This window comes from Candidatus Omnitrophota bacterium (assembly GCA_030688425.1).
Classification (GTDB): Bacteria; Omnitrophota; Gorgyraeia; order Zapsychrales; family JANLHA01; genus JAUYIB01.
Genome location: JAUYIB010000012.1, coordinates 604645 through 624168 on the forward strand (window position 1 = coordinate 604645; position 19524 = coordinate 624168).

10 protein-coding genes are annotated in these 19524 nt (G+C 51.5%); all 10 read right to left on the reverse strand.

From position 1 onward, the window contains the following. Positions 1–123: 123 nt before the first annotated feature. Entirely contained in the window at positions 124–267 is a 144-nt protein-coding gene (locus tag Q8Q08_03985) for a hypothetical protein (GenBank protein MDP2653174.1), read from the reverse strand. 12 nt (positions 268–279) lie between these two features. Then, on the reverse strand, positions 280–627 hold the full coding sequence (locus Q8Q08_03990; GenBank protein ID MDP2653175.1) for a DUF2934 domain-containing protein: 348 nt from the start codon (positions 625–627) through the stop codon (positions 280–282). A 27-nt stretch (positions 628–654) separates the two neighbouring features. Continuing rightward, on the reverse strand, positions 655–1065 hold the full coding sequence (locus Q8Q08_03995) for a ferritin (GenBank protein MDP2653176.1): 411 nt from the start codon (positions 1063–1065) through the stop codon (positions 655–657). 46 nt (positions 1066–1111) lie between these two features. Further along, positions 1112–1708 (reverse strand): response regulator, encoded by a 597-nt coding sequence (locus tag Q8Q08_04000; GenBank protein ID MDP2653177.1) that lies wholly within the window; start codon positions 1706–1708, stop codon positions 1112–1114. Positions 1709–1815: 107 nt separating this feature from the next. Continuing rightward, positions 1816–2535 (reverse strand): DapH/DapD/GlmU-related protein, encoded by a 720-nt coding sequence (locus Q8Q08_04005; protein MDP2653178.1) that lies wholly within the window; start codon positions 2533–2535, stop codon positions 1816–1818. 23 nt (positions 2536–2558) lie between these two features. After that, entirely contained in the window at positions 2559–3293 is a 735-nt protein-coding gene (locus Q8Q08_04010) for an alpha/beta fold hydrolase (protein ID MDP2653179.1), read from the reverse strand. Between the two features lie 10 nt (positions 3294–3303). Further along, on the reverse strand, positions 3304–5922 hold the full coding sequence (locus Q8Q08_04015) for a peptide chain release factor 3 (GenBank protein MDP2653180.1): 2619 nt from the start codon (positions 5920–5922) through the stop codon (positions 3304–3306). A 388-nt stretch (positions 5923–6310) separates the two neighbouring features. Beyond that, positions 6311–15070, reverse strand: coding sequence for a glucoamylase family protein (locus Q8Q08_04020; GenBank protein MDP2653181.1), 8760 nt, complete (start codon positions 15068–15070; stop codon positions 6311–6313). A gap of 700 nt (positions 15071–15770) precedes the next feature. After that, the gene (locus tag Q8Q08_04025) at positions 15771–16136 is read right to left on the reverse strand and encodes a response regulator (GenBank protein ID MDP2653182.1); all 366 of its coding nucleotides are present in this window, start codon (positions 16134–16136) and stop codon (positions 15771–15773) included. Beyond that, positions 16129–19497 carry a chemotaxis protein CheB gene (locus tag Q8Q08_04030; GenBank protein MDP2653183.1) on the reverse strand — a complete coding sequence of 1123 codons (3369 nt, stop codon included), beginning with the start codon at positions 19495–19497 and terminating at the stop codon, positions 16129–16131. The genes Q8Q08_04025 and Q8Q08_04030 overlap by 8 nt, the downstream gene beginning before the upstream one ends. Positions 19498–19524 lie beyond the last annotated feature (27 nt).

Sequence of the window (19524 nt, forward strand, 5' to 3'; positions counted from 1 at the left end):
AACCGTTTGTCTGTTCGCCATCCTGCTCAAGGGCTCGGGACATGGACCTCTCAAACCGCTATTTTCCATTTATTAATCCTTAATCCGATCAACCTAAAAACGTTAACGATGATGTCCCGCCGGTCATAAAATGACAGGCAGGCCCTTTCGCATGGCCGCGCGATGCCTGGCCCGGATATGTCCCCCCAAGGCCTTGCCGGCCTGGCGTTGGGCCGACGGTCTTCGGCTTACGCCTCTTCGGCCCACCCCTGGATTTTTCTTTTTCATCTTGCACCCCTGTTAGAATCCTTCGCCTGAAGAACGTTTGAAAAACTTTTTTCCATTTCCCGGTTCTTGCGCATTGGGGTTCCCTTCATTGATAAAATCAGCGGTGGCCTGGGAATGCCCCATCAATATCCGCTCCGCTTCCAGCCAGTTATCCAGGGCTGACCCCCCTTTTTCAAGATAAATTTGATACGCCCGAAGCTGGATAGAACTGTCATCCACGGCCGCCATCGTCCGGATTTCCCCCGGCCCCCTCAGAAGCTCATTGGCCTGATCCGGTGTCTTCTCGTAATCAAGCGGCGCCGCGCCGCGCGATTTGCCGGAAATCCGCTCTGCCTGTCTTTGGTGACGGTGCTTTGACATTTTCTTCTCCTTTGGTTGGCACAGTGGTTATTTGCGCTGCCCGAGATCCTGGTCAAAAACCGCGATCCCTTCAACGGTATTCTTAACGAGTTTGAACTTCTCAACATTGTTTTTGGCCGTTTCCTCTTCCTCGACCTGCTCGGAAACAAACCACTGCAACATGATCTCCGTGGCATAATCACGCTCTTCTCTCGCCAGGTCTACAAGGTCATAAATCAAGGCGCTGACCTTTAATTCCTGCTCATAAGCCTCCTCCAAAACGGACAAAAAGGACTTCCACTCCGCTTTCGGGGCTTCCAGAGCGGTCAGGACCACCTTCCCGCCTCTCGCGCAGAGATACTCGTTGAATTTCATAGCGTGCTGAAATTCCTCGTTGGATTGGATCTTAAACCAATGGGCGGAACCCGGCATATAATGGGATTTAAAATGCTCGGCCATGGATAAATAGGAATAAAAAGCGCTTAACTCCGCGTTAGCTTGCCTGTTAAGCGCTTTCTCCATTTTGGGTTTTATTATCATAACGTTCTCCTTGGCCCATGGGGCCGGATTGGTCCGCCTGACCTCGCCATTCCTCATCCCAGGAACGGCGGCCCCCGGTGACATTTGCTATCGCCCAAATGACATCCAGGGGATTCAAGGGTTTCTTAAGATGCCTTTCGATGCCGCATAGAGTCAGGAGGAACCTGAATTCCTCCTTAAAATATTCTGACATCGCGATAATGGGGACTTTCCTCGTTTCCAACACGCGATTGATCTCGTCGGCAATCACAAATCCGTTTTTCCGCGGCATTTTCAACTCCAACAGGACCGCATCCGGTTGCTTCTGAACGACGACATCGACCGCTGATAAAGCGTCATTAACGACAACCGGTTCATGCCCGGTCGAGGACAGGACTTCCTCAAGATTCCCAAGGGATTCCCTGTCATCATTGATGATGACGACGACTGTTCTTCTCCCCACGCCCCCCTCCTTGTCATATTGTGAACAACCGGCTGGCCGCCACTGCCGCGCACCGGATGTTCGTTGTAATCCAAAACGATTGACTTTCCTTTTCTGGATTGCATTGTAGGCCTCACCCAAAAAGAATCAATTGAACCAAGGTATAACCACAGATCGGCAAAGTCCGCGAGAAGCCAAGGTTGCCCTTCCGGGCGCCGCTCTCCCCGGCGAGACTGACATGACCGGCTTTAGGAGCCATCGATTGTATGCGCCCCAAGAAAAGTGACATGGCCCGCCACATGGGTGTTTTTCGGGACTATGGCTCCCGCGGCGATCACGGCATGGTCCCCGATTTCTGCTCCGGGCAAGATCACGGAGTTTAATCCAATAATGACATTCCTCCCGATTTTGACTTTTTTGAGTTTTAACCCGCCTTTTTCAAAAGAATGGGCAACGATCGTGGCGTTGCCGCCGATGGCCGAGTTATCTCCGATCTCCAACAATGAAAGATCGCCCACATTTTTCGAATTGATCAGCACATTCCTGCCGATCCGGGCTCCCATCAACCGATAAAATAAGGCGCAATAGGGTGTCAATAAGATCAAATCCAAAAAGACGACTTTCACAACCATAAAAAAGGCGTTAACGAAAATCCATTTAAATATTTCGGGCGAACCGACCTGGAATTCCCCTTCTTTTAATCTTAGCCGAAAGATGACCCTGACAAGGCTGACGAGCGCCATGAGCATAACACCGGAAAAGAAATATGCCGCCACAAACCCAAAACAAAAGTATAAAACCCTCAACCCGGCGGTTAAAGACGCCGTGCAGGTCCAAAGCTGATTAAGAAAATACACCCCGGGAAAAATCGACAGCCCCAGGACCACAATGCCGGCCATATACATAAAAAGAGTAAAAAGGATTGTAACGAGTGACAGCAGGAAACGGCTTTCCGCCCGAGATCCCATAACCACGCCTCCGCGTGACCGTCTTAACTCAAAGTTTCATGGAACCATCCCCGGATCAAATGCAGCATCTCTTCGTTATGCTCCCTGAAAAGGTGTTCGGCATGCGGCCCATTCTTAATAATACTTAATCGTTTAAAAGCGGCGGTATTCTTATAAAGCTCCTCGGAATGCCAGGGCCGGACGATCCAGTCAGCATCACCATGAATATAAAAAATCGGGATCCCCGCTTTCTTAACGATCTCCAGGGGCTTTTCCTTCTTGTGCCAGAAGGGCCCTGGCCGGATCCCTTTCCCATGTTTTCCCTCGCCGAATAAATTATAGAAAAAATCGTTTTTAACATCGAATCCCCAGAGGCGGCAGTCGATTCTCGCGAATTCCGCCGGAGCGCTGATCGAAACAATGCTGTTGATGGACATCGTCTTGGAAGCGGCAATGATGCTTGTCGCCGCCCCCAGGGAGAACCCGATCAGCCCGATCCTCCCGTAATTCTTGCTGGCAAGTTCGACAATGCCTAAAAGATCCAAATATTCTTTTGCCGTCCAGGAAAAAAGTCCATCGCTCCGTCCGTGACCTCTGAAATCGAACAAAATGACGTCGTATTCATTGGCCAACGATTCCCCAAGCCTCCTTAACAGAACGGCCTGTTTGCTGTTAAAAAAGCCGTGGGCGATTATGATGACCTTCTCGTGACCGGACTGATAATGGTCATAGGAAACCTTGTGCCGATCTGCCGTGACTAAATATCCCGATAATTTCATGGCTGAGAAATCATGGCTTGAGCTTGACATCCACAATCAACGGAAGGTGATCCGAAGCTGTCTTATCCAGGTCTGTCCTTGATACGTCCACATGCGTTACCTCAATGTCCGGACCGACGAATATATGATCGATCCTTCCGACAGGATAGTGGCTGAACCAGGTCGCTTTAGGGCTATGGTGATCAAGCCCTCCTTGAGCATCGCGGAAAACCCTCTTGATGTTGCGGTATATCTGGGAATAGGGCAAAGCGTTAAAATCGCCGCACAAAATGACCGGCCCCCGGCAGTCAGGGTGAGAGACCCATTCCGGCCCCAGGAAAGCCTTGGCTTGACGGATCCCCTCCCGGGGGAAAAGCCCAAAATGCGTATTAAAAACATTGATCGGGACCCCCGCGATATGGACCGTCATCCAAATGATCCCTCTTGGTTCCACGATGGGCCTTTTAAGAATGCCCGGCAATGCCCCGGCGCGGATCAATTGCATCGGATAGCGGCTTAGCACGGCGATGCCATAACGCTCCCCGCCAATGACAACGGAGGGATGAAAATGGCAGGCCATGCCCAATTTATGCGCGATCATGCGCGGCTGATCCATCCCCCCGGTGCGCATACGTCCCGCATCCAGTTCCTGAAGCGCGACGATGTCCGGTTCGTGCCGCCCAATGACGCGCGCGATCCTGTCCGGTGAAATTTTTCCATCCATCCCGATACAAGAGTGAACGTTATATGTCATGATCCGGATCGTGTCCGAGGCCAACCTGATTTTTTCAGGAACAAGGAATTCCGCGCTTTGTTTCAGCCCTTGCGGGACCGGACGCTTTAAAAATCGCAGGGCTTCAACCCGCAGGTCCCTTGGCGTTAAATACTCCCGCCCCCCCCGTTTTGGGATGATGTCGATGGGAAGCAAGGCAAAACCATTTGTTTCCTCCGGGCCTGGCCCGCCGTGAGAGCCGTTCTCCACGGGGAAGGTCATCGGCTTATGATCGGGTTTAAACCCCATAATAGTGAAATCTCCCGCGTTGGGATGATGGCACACACGGACCAGGTCTTCCGTCAACGGCGCCAAAAAGGGGTGCCCCGCCCCTAATATCTTTTTGGCATCTTGCGGCAGGGTGAATTCCCCCTCCTCGGTCCAAACGCGGACCCGGCCCGGCTCCAGATCTTCGATCTCCATGGAGGGGTCCAGCCATCTCAGGACCTTCCACGGCATCATTTCCAGGCTCGCTTCCGCGCGGTACTCATCCTTTAAACGATACTGCAAAACCTCAAATTGCAACGGGCCCACCGCGCCTAACAGCGGCGTATGGTGCCTGGTTTTTCGCAAGAAAATGGGCTGCACAATGTCTTCCGCCAACAGGTGGTCCAGCCCTTTTCGGAACGATTTGTATGTTGACGCCGCCTTGTTATGCAAAAAGGCGAAACATTCAGGCGCAAACCGCGGGATTTCCTCGAACACCAGGGCGGGATCGACGCTGATCGTGTCGCCGATGCGATAATCCAGCTTCGTGACAAAGCCGATCACGTCTCCGGGAAAGGCCTCGTGGATCACTTCCCTCTCGCGGCCAAACAGATTGTAAGAGTCTGATAAACGTATGTTTTTCCCCGATCGGGCATGATACACCGTCATGTCCCGGCAAAACTTCCCCGAACAAACCCTGGCGAACACCACACGGTCCCGGTGAAGAGGGTTCATGTTCGTTTGGACCTTGAAAACAAACGCCGAGAAATCCGGATGGTCCAAAGGGATCACGCCGTTTTTGCCCTTCCGGGGTGTCGGCTCTGAAGAATGCTCTAAGAATCCCCTCAAAAGGAGCTCCACGCCGAAATTATTGCCGGCGCTCCCGAAGAAAACAGGCGTCGTCTTCCCTTGAAGCACGGCATTCCGGTCAAAGCCGCCATGGGCGCCGTCCAGCATCCCCAATTCCTCGATAACTTCGCGATAGGCCTGCTCCTGCAGCATGTCCTTGATAAAAGGGTCGGAAAGATCATGCACCGAGACCGGCGCGATGTACGCACCTCCCGGGACCCGCTCAAAAAGATGAACCTCCTTCTTCATCCGGTCGTAAATGCCTTTAAACCCCGGACCGTTTCCCAAAGGCCAGGTCGCCGGGAAGGCGTGTAAGTTCAGGACCTTCTCCAACTGGTCAATGAGCTCCAGCGGCGGCTTGGCGGGCCGGTCGAGCTTATTCATAAAAGTGAATATCGGAATGCCGCGCTTCCGGCAAATCTCAAAAAGCTTGAGGGTCTGGCTTTCGATCCCCTTCCCGGCGTCGATCACCATGATAACCGCATCCACGGCCATCAACACACGATAAGTGTCCTCTGAGAAATCCTTGTGGCCCGGTGTATCCAGTAAATTCAGCCGGTAGTTTTCATAATCAAACTGCAAAACGGTTGAAGAAATGGAGATCCCCCGTTTTTTCTCCAATTCCATCCAATCGGACGCGGTCTCCCTCTGTTTCTTTTTTGCCGCCACCGATCCGGCCAGGTCCAGCGCCCCGCCGTACAATAAAAGCTTTTCGGTAAGAGTTGTTTTCCCCGCGTCCGGGTGGGAGATGATCGCGAAGGTCCGCCGGCGCGCGGCCTCTGCTTTGACTTGACGACTTATCTGGGGAGAATTTTTATCCATGGCCATACCTTGGTTATTAATAAAACAGGGAAAATCAAAAACCGTATACTCATTAGCGCATCACGGGGAAAAGCAAATTGTAAACCGTGGGGACAGAGCCTAAGGTGGGGTGAGGGCGAAGAAAACAGGATTTTGTTTTGCAGTAAAAATCATGGTGCAAGTATATATGAATGGGCTAAATCCGTCAACAGCCATCCCATTGCCGGCTCATTTCCTGTCATGGAGATGGAGCATTTCTTGAACATCTCTTGAAATTGGCGACTCCGCAGATATGGAATCCCGGATTGAGTTGAGGTCTTCTTAAATTTCCTCAATTTAATTAAGGATCTTCTCAATCCGAGGCCCGAACTCGCCTATAGCATCTTTCCCGGACTGCAGTCGGGTTGCTTCATCCAATCTTCACCTCCGCAAAATGCTCTACCCGGTCATCGATAAGCCGCAAGACCTTCTCTCCCTGCTCAACGCCGTCTACGCTCACGGAAATCACCTGATCCGATGGTCCCGACCGGAGGAAAACAATGTGATAGAAGGTTTCCCGGTACCGGTAATGGAGCTTCCAAGCGGACCAACCCGCGGGAAGGCACGGCTCGAAACAGAGCCTGTCCACTTTCAACCGGATCCCCAGCAAATGCTTCACGATAAGCTGATACATCCAACCCGCGGATCCGGTGTACCAGGTCCATCCTCCGCGCCCTGCAAGACCAGGAGAGGCATAAACATCTGCGGCCATCACAAACGGTTCCACTTTGTAAACGGCGCACTTATCCGCGGTATCGGAATGATGCACGGGATTGATCATATCGAGCAACTCCCAAGCCCGCTTTTTGTCCCCTAAGACCGTGAACGCGATCGCCGCCCAGACCGCGGCATGCGTGTACTGTCCCCCGTTCTCCCGCACCCCGGGGACATAGCCTTTGATGTATCCCGGACTGGGGAGATTCTTTTTAAAAGGAGGGTCAAACAATCTCACGAGCGCATGTTTCCGGTCGACAAGCTGCCGGTCCACCTGATCCATGGCCTTTCGGGCCCGCTCCGGCTGAGCCGCGCCGGAAAGAACCGCCCAGGATTGCGGGATCGAATCGATCCGGCATTCGCTGTTCAGGGAAGAACCCAGGGGGTCCCCGTTGTCAAAATAGGCCCGGCGATACCACTCGCCGTCCCAGGCATGCTCTTCAATATTCCTGGCGAGTTTCCCGGCCTCCCCAGCACAGAGCTCCGAAAAAGCCTTGTCCTCATGCTGAGCGGCCAAGACCGCCATCGACTTAAGAACATCAAAAAGAAAAAAAGCCAACCAGACACTTTCACCTTTTCCTTCGTGTCCGACGAGATTCATCCCGTCATTCCAGTCCCCGCTTCCCATAAGCGGAAGGCCATGGACACCGAACCGCAGCCCCCTTTTCACGCTTAAAACACAATGTTCATAAAGGGTCCCGGCACGGGCAGAGGTTCTCGGCATATCGTAGTAAGATTCTTCTCCCGGATTGACCAAGGGCCCTTCCAGGAACCCTATCCTTTCATCAAGGACCCCGCTATCCCCGATCTCTTTGACATACAGGCAGGTCACAAACGGAAGCCATAAATAATCATCCGAACAGCGGCTCCTGACCCCGCGGCCCGAAGGCGGGTGCCACCAGTGCTGCACATCTCCCTCCACAAACTGGTGCGCGGCAAAGGTCAGCAATTGCCCCCGGATCATGTCCGGTTTCGAATGGATCAGCGCCATCACATCCTGGAGTTGGTCCCGGAAACCGAAAGCCCCTCCGGATTGATAAAAACCGCTTCGCCCCATGAGACGGCAGGCCAGGACCTGATATTGCAGCCATCCGTTCACGAGAAAATTGATCGAGACATCCGGCGTTTCCACATACACAACACCCAGGGTGCGTTTCCAGTATTCCCACACCCTTCCCAGTTCCTGGCGCGCCGCCTCAATACCGCCAAAACGCCGAACGAGGTCCCGCGCCTCATCCGCCGTTCTCCCGGACCCAAAAGTAAAAACGACCTCTTTCTGCTGGCCGTCCTCAAGTTCAAATTTGACCTGCGTGGCAACGCAGGGATCGATCCCCGCGCCCACTTTTCCGGAAAGCCTGTCCCGGCGCATCACGGAAGGCGAGGCCATCGTCCCGTTCCTCCCGATAAATTCGATCCGGTCCCCCGTCACGAACCGCGTCTGTTCACTGACATCCAAGAAAACAGCCCGATTCGGAAATTCCTTGTTATAAGGATTGCGGGCCAGCAAGGCACCGCTTTTAGGATCGATCTCGGTCAGGATATGCGTGTGGTATTTATCCCGAAATGTCCCCATAACCAGCTCACAGTACGCCGTCACGGAAAGACGCCTCCGCCGCCCGGAAATATTCCTGATCTTGCAGTGCGAAAATTTGACGCAATTCTCCAGGGAAACGAATACCGTCAATTCTGAAACGATCCCGTTCTCGGTATGTTCAAAAACGCTGTACCCGAAGCCATGGCGCGAGGTGTAACCGGTCTGCCCCTTCGCGGGAAGCGGGGTCGGAGACCAGAATCTCCCGCTCTCGTCATCGCGAATATAGATCGCCTCGCCGGAAGCATCCGAAACGGGATCGTTCTTCCAGGGCGTTAAACGAAACTCGTGCGCGTTCTCGCTCCAGGTGTAGGCACTGCCGCTTTCGGAAACCACCGTGCCAAAATGTCGGTTCGCCAGCACATTGACCCACGGGGCGGGGGTGGTTTTCGATCTCGAAGTCATGATCACATATTCCCGGCCATCCCCGGTAAACCCTCCCACACCATTAAAATGAATAAGGTCGGAGCGCTCCACGGGACCTTGGGCCGCTTCTTCCGGATCATCTTTCCTGGTTGGAACGAACGGCAGAAAGTTCACCTTGGGCTGTGTCATATCCGCCACCTGCTCCCCCAGCGTACCCCGGCGATCCGAAATAATGATCCGCGCGACCGTTTGAATGAGGATCCGGTCCTCCTCCGACATCTGATCGGCGCGCCTTAAGAAGACACCGCCTTTTTGGTCCTCTCGTTCTTTGGCATTCGCTGCGATCAACCCGCTGATCCTCTCCCCCAGACTGTCGCGATAAATGGAACTGTCTTCATTCCATATAACCAGATCGACCGTGAGACCTTTCAAGCGCCAATAGGCATGGGCCTGCATCATCTGCACGATGAGATCGAGATTGTCCTGATTTTCGATGCGGACGAGAACGATCGGAAGGTCCCCCGAGATACTGTGTCCCCAAAGATCGGACTGGCCCCGGTTATTCCGCTGCAAAATACTCGCGTTCGCCCGCCACGCAGGATTCGCGTACACAATGGCGCTTGATAGACGGCCGTAGAGCTGGGCGGCCGCTTCCGTGACATTGATCTGCTGCAAGCCAACCTGCGCGTGGATCCAGGCCAAGTTAAAAACACGGTCGGCGAGATTTCTGTCCCGGTATTTTTCTATGAACGCTCGCGCCGCTTCCTGGCTCTCGCACATTCCGGTCACATAATCGATCACGGCCGATTCATCGGGCGCCAGTTCGATCCGGCTTCGTATCGAAACGATCGGGTCCAGGACAGAACCCTCACTGTCCGAAAGCCGGCCGAGCCCCTCCATCGCCACGGGATCGGTCACCGTGCGGCCCCGTCCAATGAACTTACTGCGGTCCGTTTCATAGGAAGCGCCCATGACCGCATTCCCATGGACCGCCATCAGGTGAAACATCCAGGGGAACGCTTCTTTGTCGGAGCGCGGCCGCCGCCGGCAAAGGATCGCCTGGTGAGACCGGATAATTTCGGTCTGAACGAACAGATTGCTAAAGGCCCGGTGGGCTTGGTCACTGGCGGGATCATTTAAGACGACCTCCGCGTAACTGGTCACTTCGATGACCCGCCGGCCGGCGGACCGGTTGCTGATCGTCACCCGGCGCAATTCGATGTCATCTTCCGGAGAAACCGTGATCTCCGTATGCGTCTCGATCTGATGGTCCTGCCGCTTGAACTCCACCCAGGCCTGGGAAAACAAGGCTTCATAGTTCTTGGGTCTTTTTTGTGTTGGCTGATACGCCGAGGACCAGAACTGGCCGGACGCCACATCCCGGAGATAAATGAAGGTCCCGTCATTGTCCAGGGCCGGGTCCTCGCTCCACCGCGTCACGGCGATATTTTGCCAGCGGCTGTAGCCTCCTCCGGCGTTGTTGACCATCACCTGGTACCGGCCGTTTGAAATCGGATGGACTTCAGGCACCGGAGTTTGAGAAGTCGTAAAGACCCGCAAAAGGGTTTCCCGGTCGCCGGATTTTCTAAGCATTCCGGTGACTTCAAAATCATAAAGGAACGGCTCGGCCGTCGGGACCCGTTCCTGGAGAAGGAATTCAGCCGATTTGAACATCGGCTCCGCAAGAAAACGTCTTTGCATCGGGCGGCCCAGAAGCACTGAGGAGAGAGCCAGCAAACTCATGCCCTGATGATGCGCCATGTAGCATTTTACGATCGCCCGGGTTTCGTCCGGAGCAAGGCGCGCGGCCGTGTAATCGATCGCCTCGTAAAGGCCGTAAACCCCTCCGGCTCCTTCCGCGGATAACCGCTCGAGATTCTCGCAGGCTTTTTCCGGCTCCACCATCAAGGCCAGCATCGAGGCATAGGGGGCCACGACCAGATCATCCGCGAGGCCCCGTTTGAAACCCATGCCGGGGACTCCAAACGAGTGATACTGATAGACCATGTTCGCGTCGATCTTATTGTAGGCGGACTCGGAGATCCCCCAGGGGATATTATTCTTGGCCCCATACAGGATCTGACCGCTGACCGCGGCCTTGTAGGTCTGATCCAGCAGACTGCCTTCATAAGTCGACATCACCAAAAGAGGCATGAGATATTCGAACATCGACCCGCCCCAAGAGACCAGGACAGGATCTCCCTCGAACTTTGCGATCATCCGGCCGAGCTTGAACCAATGATCCTGAGGCATTCTCCCCTGGGCGATCGCGACAAAACTGCAAAACCGGGCCTCGGACGCCAGCAGGTCGTAACAGCCGCGATCCACCTTGTGCTCGCTGACATTGTATCCAATAGAGAGAAGATGCGTGCTCTTGTCATACAGAAATTCATATTCGATACTGGAAATTTCGCTGCACCGCAACACGATATAATCGATCGCCTTGATCCTTTCGGCGGACCGCGTCCCGGCATCTTTGATCGTATCGCGAAATTTTAGAAACCATTCCTGGGCCCTTTTTGACGCGTCATCCGTGACCGGCATGGCGCCCGTGATCTCCTCAATAAGCGGGACCAGCTTTTGCTCGAGTCTCGCGACTTCACCAAGGGCCGGGATCTCGTCCAGATACCGCAGCGCCTCCCGGAGCTGAACAAGGCGCTCCCGCTGGGGCTCGTCCCCCCCGTCCCACATCCCCGGAATTTCCGGCGCCACCAGGATCCAGGGCGCGATAAAAGACATGTCCTCCAGAAAATCGTAACACTGCCGTTCGAAGGCTCGGGCCCATTTTTTACTTTGCTCATAATGTTTTTGATCCAAGCCCGAAAGGACCTTTGAAATATCCGTTGAAAGCTGGCGCAAAAGCGTATAGATCTCCGAAAGACACGCGGGGGAAGATTTGGTCTTTTCTTGAAATTGCCCGATCCTTTCAAAAACCAGCCGAAGAGATCCGGCAACACCGCTCTTTTCGCTTTTCTCAAGGCCCGCGAGACTTTGATGCAGGATCTCCAGGGTATCTTCAAGCCCATCAAATATCTTGGTGGAGACGATCTTCTGAGAGTTCATTTCCGCGAGCCCCGAGCGCAGGACCATCAAGTGCCCGGCCAGGTTTCCGCTGTCCACCGATGAAATATAAAGAGGCATCAAAGGCTTAAGTGTCTCCGTGTCGTACCAGTTATAAAAATGCCTCCGGTACTTTTCCATAAGGTTCAGGGTGTCAAAAGTTTTTTCTGTCCGGTTGAACATCATCCCCATTGAAATGTAGCAAAAATCATAGGCCGTCAAATTCGCGAGAAGCGACAGGCCGATATTCGTCGGCGAAGTCCTGTGAGCCAAAACGCTGACGGGCTCTTCCTGGAAATTGTCCGGCGGCAACCAGTGGTCCTTCTCCGTCACGAAGTTCTCAAAAAACGCCCAAGTCCTCCGGGCAAGGATCCGAAGAAAAGAACTCTGCGTTTTAGAAAGCATGATCTTCCGGGGCGAAGAGGGCCGGCTGATCACATAAACCGCCGCGGGAGAAACGAACCACAAGCTTAAAAAGATCAGGGCCGTTCCGTCGAAATGCGGGAACAAAAAAGCCGAACACCCCAGCAGCAGAACGGCGGCAACCGGTTCGAGCGGCATGCTCCGGTAGCAGCCTAAGATATGATTCGGCAAGGAGGCTCTCGCTTCGAGCAGGGTCCTCCATTCCAGCAAACGCCTCCTTGACACGAACATTCTCCACAAAGTCCGCACGATCGCGTCCAAAGAATAGAACGACTCGTGCAGCAAAAAAACAAGCGAAAAGAAGAACCGGAGCGCGCTCTTCTTAAATGAGGACAACACCAATCGAACATGGGTCCTAAAGGCCAGGTCCTTGGATTTTCTCACGGCCTCCGCCAGGGACATCGGCACGATGGGAAAACCAAGCAGAGCGACGACGAAAGCCGACCACATCCAGGACGGCCGGAAAAACATCCATCCGGATACAAGCAGCAGAACTGTCGCCAAAGGAACGAGGCTGCGCCTCAAGTTATCCACTATCTTCCATTGCGACAGAAAGGAGATCGGATTTCTGACTCTTGTCCCTCTGGGCCCGGGGACCGAGGCGAACAGCCAGGGAAAGATCTGCCAGTCCCCGCGGATCCAACGGTGCCTCCGGCTCGAGTCCTGAAGATACCCCGAAGGATATCCCTCGTAGAATTGGATATCCGTCACAAGCCCCGACCGGGCGTAACACCCCTCCAAAAGATCATGGCTCAAGATAAAACTTTCCGGAAAACGGTCCTGCATGGATATTTCGAACGCATCCACGTCATAAAGCCCTTTTCCGATAAAAGACCCTTCGAAAAAAAGATCCTGGTAAACATCGGACACCGCTTTGGTATAAGGATCGATCCCGGTCTCCCCTCCGAAGATCTTCACGAACAACGAAGGATTATCTCCGGGATAGCTGGACTCAACCCGGGGCTGAAGGATCCCGTATCCGGAAACGACCCGTTGCTTTTTTTCGTCATAAACCGGCCGGTTCAAAGGATGCGCGATGACCCCCGCGAGCTCTCGCACCGCGTTCCGGGGCATCCGGGTGTCCGCGTCCAGCGTAATGACATATTTTACGTCCTGAAGCCCCTGCGGATCCCCGATGATCACGCTGAACCGGTCCTTGCCTTTTCCGCGAAGGAATGCGTTCAAATCTCCGAGCTTGCCCCGCTTGCGTTCATACCCCATCCACACCTTTTCTCTTTCATTCCACCGGCGAGGCCGGTGAAGGAGATAGAAAACATGGTCTTTCTGCCGGCGGTATTTGTCATTCAGCTGTTCGATCCCGTCGATAAGCTGCGCAAGAAGCGCTTCATCCTCAGGCGTCGTCTCCTGCTTTGCATCACAAAAATCCGTTAAGAGCGCAAACTCCGTATGCGCGTCAATATTCGCGAGATAGCGGACCTCCAGCCCTTTGAGCAGCACGTCGACCGTCCTGGCGTCACTGATCAGGCAAGGGACCACGGCGAGCGTATGGGCGTGGGCGGGAATTCCTTCTGAGAAATCCATCCGGGGAAGGTCCTGGGGACTCACAAGCATCATGGAAAACCAGTTCACCAGCGCGACCGCTGTCTGGCTTGTCGTAATGAGAAGCGATATTCCAAACAAAACAAGCCACGGCCAGCTCAACACCACCGCCATCTGCATCCAGTGCAGAATACCTGCGGTCAGAGCGAGGGTCATAAAAATAATCGAACCGAAAAAGAGGACAGACGGCCAAAAAGTTTTCTTTGCCTGTAAATACTGGCGGAACGATAAGCGCAGGCCCAATTCGCGGCAAAAAAGCTCCAATCCCCTGTCGATAAGGTAAAACCCCACATGCGCCGTGACGTGGCGGGGGCCTTTTTCCGTTTTCGCCGTATGCGCGATCCGCAGCACGCGCGCGGCGATCTCTTCTTCTCCGAGCTTGCTTCTCAGGGAAAGCTTCTCAACGACATGCCGGTAACGGTCACGGGTCGCGAACGACATCCGGCGGTAGTCCCCCGACGGGTCCTGGCCCAAAACCTTTTCGACAACGCTGAGCTCTTCGACAAAATCATGCCAATCCGTGATCTCCAGAAGACGCAGGCTCCCGATCGTATTCGCGATCGAGACCTGGTCAGCCGCCTCTTTTTGGCCGGTCGCCCGGATGATCCGATCGATGGTCTCGCCTTGCTCCAAAAGCTTCTTTTCCAGCCAGGTAAACGGAAGATTGAGCACCTGGCTTTGACCATGCAAACGCCGTATAAATTCCGCGACAAAGTCGTCGGAAAGCGTCAGGTTCGCCCTGGACATCGCCGCAATCTCAAAGATCACCCCATCAGTGTTTTCGGCCAAAACTTCCAGGATCCGCGTCGCCCAATAATTCGCCTTATCTCTTTCCTCTTTTGCGACAATCAAACGGGAAGACACGCGCCTTAAGTTCTCAATAAGCGCTAATCTCAACATGATGGGAATGGCCCACAATTCGCCAAGCTTCAAATGACTGACGGTTTGATAGGCCGCGACAAACTCCTCAAGCCCCCGGCTATCCAACCGTCCATCGCCATGAGAAACAAGCTCCATGGCAAGCTCATAAACACGCGGATAACCGGCAAACTGGCCCTGCAACAGGTGGGGTAATTCATGAATGTAATTTTTCGGAAGGTATTTTTGGGCAAGCCTTATCTGCTCTTCAATGAGGTAATAGTTATCGAGCAGCCATTCCCCGGCCAGCGAGATCTTGCGTTTGGGTTTGCCGCTCTCATTGAGGAGTTCATGGATCTTCGCAAGGACCTTTTCATTGTTCTTCAAACGGAGCAAAATCCTGTTCCGCCCCTTTTTGTAACTGACCGGGTGCCCTTGGGCCAGTTTTTTCGCATGCGTCTTGAGCTGCTCAATGCTGAGAAGCTCAGCCCGGAGGGGCTCTTCCTCGACGATCCTGTTCCAATCCAGAAAGGCGCCGAGACGCATTTTAAGAGGCAAAATATAGTTTTGCAGAAGCTTCAGAGGCAATGCGCGCTCCTATTCCTTTTCCGTGGCAATGGCCAACTCGCCATATTTAGGCGCAACAGCTTTTATTAAGCCGGGAAGGGGCCGCCGGTCGTTATCAATTATTTTTGGAAGCACACGTATCCCTTATCTCTCGATCATTAATCCCCGCCGTATTCAAAAAAAAACCGGGCGGTGTCCGTCCCGGTGTATATTGCCTTCATGTTTTGGGGTTTGTAATCTTAGCTAAGACCGCTTCCTCTAACATAAGCTCTGCTTTCGGGGGTATACATATTTCGCATTTTAGCACCGGGATTCTTGAATAACAACCTCATTTTGTGAAGGGTCCCGTGAACTGTCCAAAAGCCGGGGATTACTTGCTGTCTCTCAAAACGTAGGGCTGTATATGGATGACGAAAGGGGCGATATGCCGAGTGAGGTTTCCAACTATACGGAAAAATTCACAAACGCATAACGAGATACGCCGCAACCGCATGAAACCACCAGACAGGCAAAAAGCCCCAACCGGACATGCCGGTCAGGGCCTTATACACTTTTTTTCTCTACCAGAGAGGCAAAAACTGGGGTCGCTGGCTGAAGAAGGTTAGGACCTGTTAGATGACTCAACCCCTTAATATACCGTACACGGCCCCCATGAACAGATCAGCCGGTTTATTCCAAACAGCGCCGTGAATCACTTAACAGCGGCAGCTATTCTTTGCAACAGAGTCTCTACGTCAAAGGGCTTGCTGATCACGGCAGCTATCAAACCGGCATTTCTTTCTTTAGCGCATAACTCTTCGAGATCCAGCATTCCAGAAATAATAAATACCGCAGACTGGGGATTGATTTCTTTTGTCATGTTCAACAAATCTATTCCACTCAAGCCTTTCATCTTATAATCGAAAAGGCATAAATCATATTTATCTTTCTTAATAAGAAGCGCTGCTGCCCCGCTATCCGTTACCTCATCGACACAATACCCCTCGCCACGCAAAAGAATGGCCAAAGAATTACATATCCCTGCATCATCGTCGACTATGAGAATTTTTTTAGGCATCTTTTCTCTTGTGTATTGGCAGCGTTATGGCGACCGTTGTGCCTTTTCCCTTAGCACTTTTAAAGGTTATTGATCCGCCGTGAAGGTTAACCACCTGTTGGCATACCGCCAAACCAAGACCCGTGCCTTTTGCCTTAGTCGTAAAAAAAAGATTTGTAATATTCTTTAAATCCTTCCCGGCTATCCCTTCCCCATTGTCTTTTATCAAAATATTCACCGTGGAATCGTTGATATTTGACACGATCTCTATCATGCCGGCATCCGCATGAATCGCCTCTATCGCATTATTCAAGATATTGCGGAATAACTCTTTTATCCGAACAGGATCGGCGTCAATGGACAAATCTTTTGTGCGATCTATTTTCTTCTTAACAGATATTCTTTTCGCTAAAAACTTCTGGCACTCTTCTTCAAGAGACTTCTCGAGGATCTCGTTGATCTTGACATTTTCATAGCAAGCTATTGTTGACCTTGAATACAATAGAATATTATTTATGATGTGATTGCTTTCTGAAACTCGCGCGTCTATGTCCCTTAAAATTTCTTCAACGAAAGGATCTTTGATGATTTTTTTAATGCGGTATATCGATATTGTCATATGCGCCAAAGGGTTGCGCAGCTCATGAGCGACGGTAGCGCCCAATGTCCCCATAGCGGAAAGGTGTTTTGACTTTAACAGTTCCAGCTTAAGGCGCACTAATTCCCTGGACCTTTTTTCAATCATTTTATCCAACGTTTTGTTGTCCCGTTTCAAGATATCTTCGGCTTTTTTACGTTTGGTTATATCTTCCATGACCAAAAGGATCAAAGGACTGTCTTTGCCATGTAATTTGATCTGGCGTCCGTTGAGGAGCATGGTCTTTTGCCCTATGCTTGGAAAATCAAAGGATATCTCAAAGCTATTAAAACGAATCTTCTTAGGCAATACCTCCTCAAGCAATTTCCGCAACTCAGGCTTGTCCCACTGATGTCCTCCAAGCTCATAGAACAGCTTGTTTTTTACGTCAGATACCTGGGTCCTGAACACATCACAAAAGGATTTATTAGCCGACAGGATGCGCAGGTCTTTATCCAAGACCACCAGAGGTTCTCTCATGGTCGCGATAATGGCCTCCGTATAATTGAGGGAGCCCTGCACCTCTTCCCGGGTCCTTTTAAGTGCATCGATATCAATCAACGCCATGACCGCACCCTCGATTTTATTATCTATGGTCCGGTAAGGCCGTATACGCATGGAATACCATCGCCCTTCTTTATCCTTTATTTCTAATTCCTTTTGGGCCATATCTTCGATGACGCCCAGGATCATTTCTTCTAAATTGTAGATATCAATGTTAAGTTTAATATCGCCGATCGGCCGGTCCACATCGGTCGGTATCAAATTCATCACTTTTCTTGCTGTAGGGGTAAAACGCTTAATCCGCAGATCATTACCCACGATGATGATCGGAATGCTCGTGCTGGAGAAAACATTATTCAGATCGCTATTGAGACTGGTTAAATCAGCATTTTTATTCTGCAGTTCCTCATTGAGCGTGAGCAGCTCTTCATTGGTTGACTGGAGCTCTTCTTTGGATGTCTCAAGCTCTTCATTCATGCTCTGTAATTCTTCATTGCTGGACTGGATCTCTTCGTTTGCTGCCTTTAACTCTTCATTAAAAGTATCTTTCTCTTCGCTGATTGCATTCAGGCGCTGCTCCGTGTGAGCAAATTCCTTTCTTAACTTCACAATATCCTTCTCGGCCGCTCCAGTAATCCTTTTATCAGATCCGGCTGCCTTTGGTATTCTCAACTTCTTTGAATGGGTGATTTTAAACGGCTTATCCAGTCTTCTTTTAGGCAAAACTTTTTTTCCCATTTTTAAAGGCGCCGCTGATCCGGTTTTTGATTCTAAAATCATGGGCATCCCTTTCCGAGGGGTAATATTCTTCGAATAAATTTTCTGTTTTTTATCAACAGCGGTAAAAAGGCCCGGCACGGCCGAAACCGATTCCGCCGTTCCAAGGACAAGAAGGCCATTGGGCTTAAGAGCGTAGTGAAACAATGACAATGCTTTGTTTTGCAATAATTCATCGAGGTAGATAAGCAGGTTGCGGCAGCTTACGATATCCATATTTGACAATGGCGGGGCAGTTGTTATGTCGTGCTTTGCAAATATGCACAAATCGCGTATATGCTTGGCGATCTTATAGCCTGTTTCGGTTTTTGTAAAAAAACGACGCAGCCGCTCGGCTGAGACGCGCGTAGAAATATCTTGGGCATATACGCCGGCGCGCGCTTTCTCGATAAGCGCTTCGCTTAAGTCTGTGCCAAAAACCTGTAAATAGGGCTTAACCTTTCTCTCTTCTAAAAACTCATAAAGAAATATGGCAAGCGAATAAGCTTCCTCACCGGATGAACACGCGGGCACCCACAACCGTATCGGGTCTTGAGGCGAGCGTTTATTGCCGACAAGCAAAGATAATTTTTTTCTTAATGCCGTAAATATTTCTGGATCGCGGAAAAAATACGTAACGGGAATAAGAATATCCTTACCCAGGGCATTGACTTCAGCCGGATTCTTTTTAAGATAGTTATAATAATCGGCATGATTTTTAATATTATGGAACGACATCTGCCGGGCAATGCGCCGGTCAATCGTGGTTTTTTTATAATGCATGAAGTCCACTCCCATAAGATCCCGCAGCAAACCAAGTATCCGTTTAAGATTGTTTTGTTCACTAAAATTCTTAACAGCTCGTTTTAAAGGACGGCTATATCCATGAGTCCTCAGGTGTAGCAGTTTTCGCGCGATCTCTTTTGGTTCTAAAACAAAATCAACCGCGCCGCCGGCTATGGCGCTCTCGGGCATTGAAAAATACTGCGCCGTATTTTCATCTTGCGCGAAGACAAAACCGCCCTTGTCTTTAATCGCTTTTGCGCCCAGCGTCCCGTCAGAGCCCGTTCCTGAAAGTATAATGCCGACTGCCTTTTCTCTTTGATCTTGCGCCAGTGAAGTCATAAAAAAATCAATAGGCAAATATTTACCATCCGTGCGTTTTATACGGGAAGTGATTCTTAACTTCCCCTTAGAAATCGCCATACGAGTATTGGGCGGGATAATGTAGACGTGTGCAGGTTCAACTTTTATATTATTCTTTGCTTCACTGATATTTAAAGACGATCCCCTGGAAAGAATCTCAGCTAATGCGCTCTTATGCAGCGGTTCCAAATGCTGGATCAGCACAAAGGCCATATCAATATTTTTGGGCAAGGCATTAAACAGCGAAATCAACGCCTCTAATCCACCTGCAGAGGCACCAACGCAGACTATGGAGCATGGCTTACTGTTGACAAGATTCTTATTGCGGTTGTTAGGCACCGTATCTTCCTCGTAAAGGTTCGAATA

Bases quoted from the DNA above. Each gene is read 5' to 3' on its own strand.
- Q8Q08_03985 (MDP2653174.1), bottom strand. From the start codon at position 267: ATGAAAAAGAAAAATCCAGGGGTGGGCCGAAGAGGCGTAAGCCGAAGA.
- Q8Q08_03990 (MDP2653175.1), bottom strand. From the start codon at position 627: ATGTCAAAGCACCGTCACCAAAGACAGGCAGAGCGGATTTCCGGCAAA.
- Q8Q08_03995 (MDP2653176.1), bottom strand. From the start codon at position 1,065: ATGGCCGAGCATTTTAAATCCCATTATATGCCGGGTTCCGCCCATTGG.
- Q8Q08_04005 (MDP2653178.1), bottom strand. From the start codon at position 2,535: ATGGGATCTCGGGCGGAAAGCCGTTTCCTGCTGTCACTCGTTACAATC.
- Q8Q08_04010 (MDP2653179.1), bottom strand. From the start codon at position 3,293: ATGAAATTATCGGGATATTTAGTCACGGCAGATCGGCACAAGGTTTCC.
- Q8Q08_04015 (MDP2653180.1), bottom strand. From the start codon at position 5,922: ATGGATAAAAATTCTCCCCAGATAAGTCGTCAAGTCAAAGCAGAGGCC.
- Q8Q08_04025 (MDP2653182.1), bottom strand. From the start codon at position 16,136: ATGCCTAAAAAAATTCTCATAGTCGACGATGATGCAGGGATATGTAAT.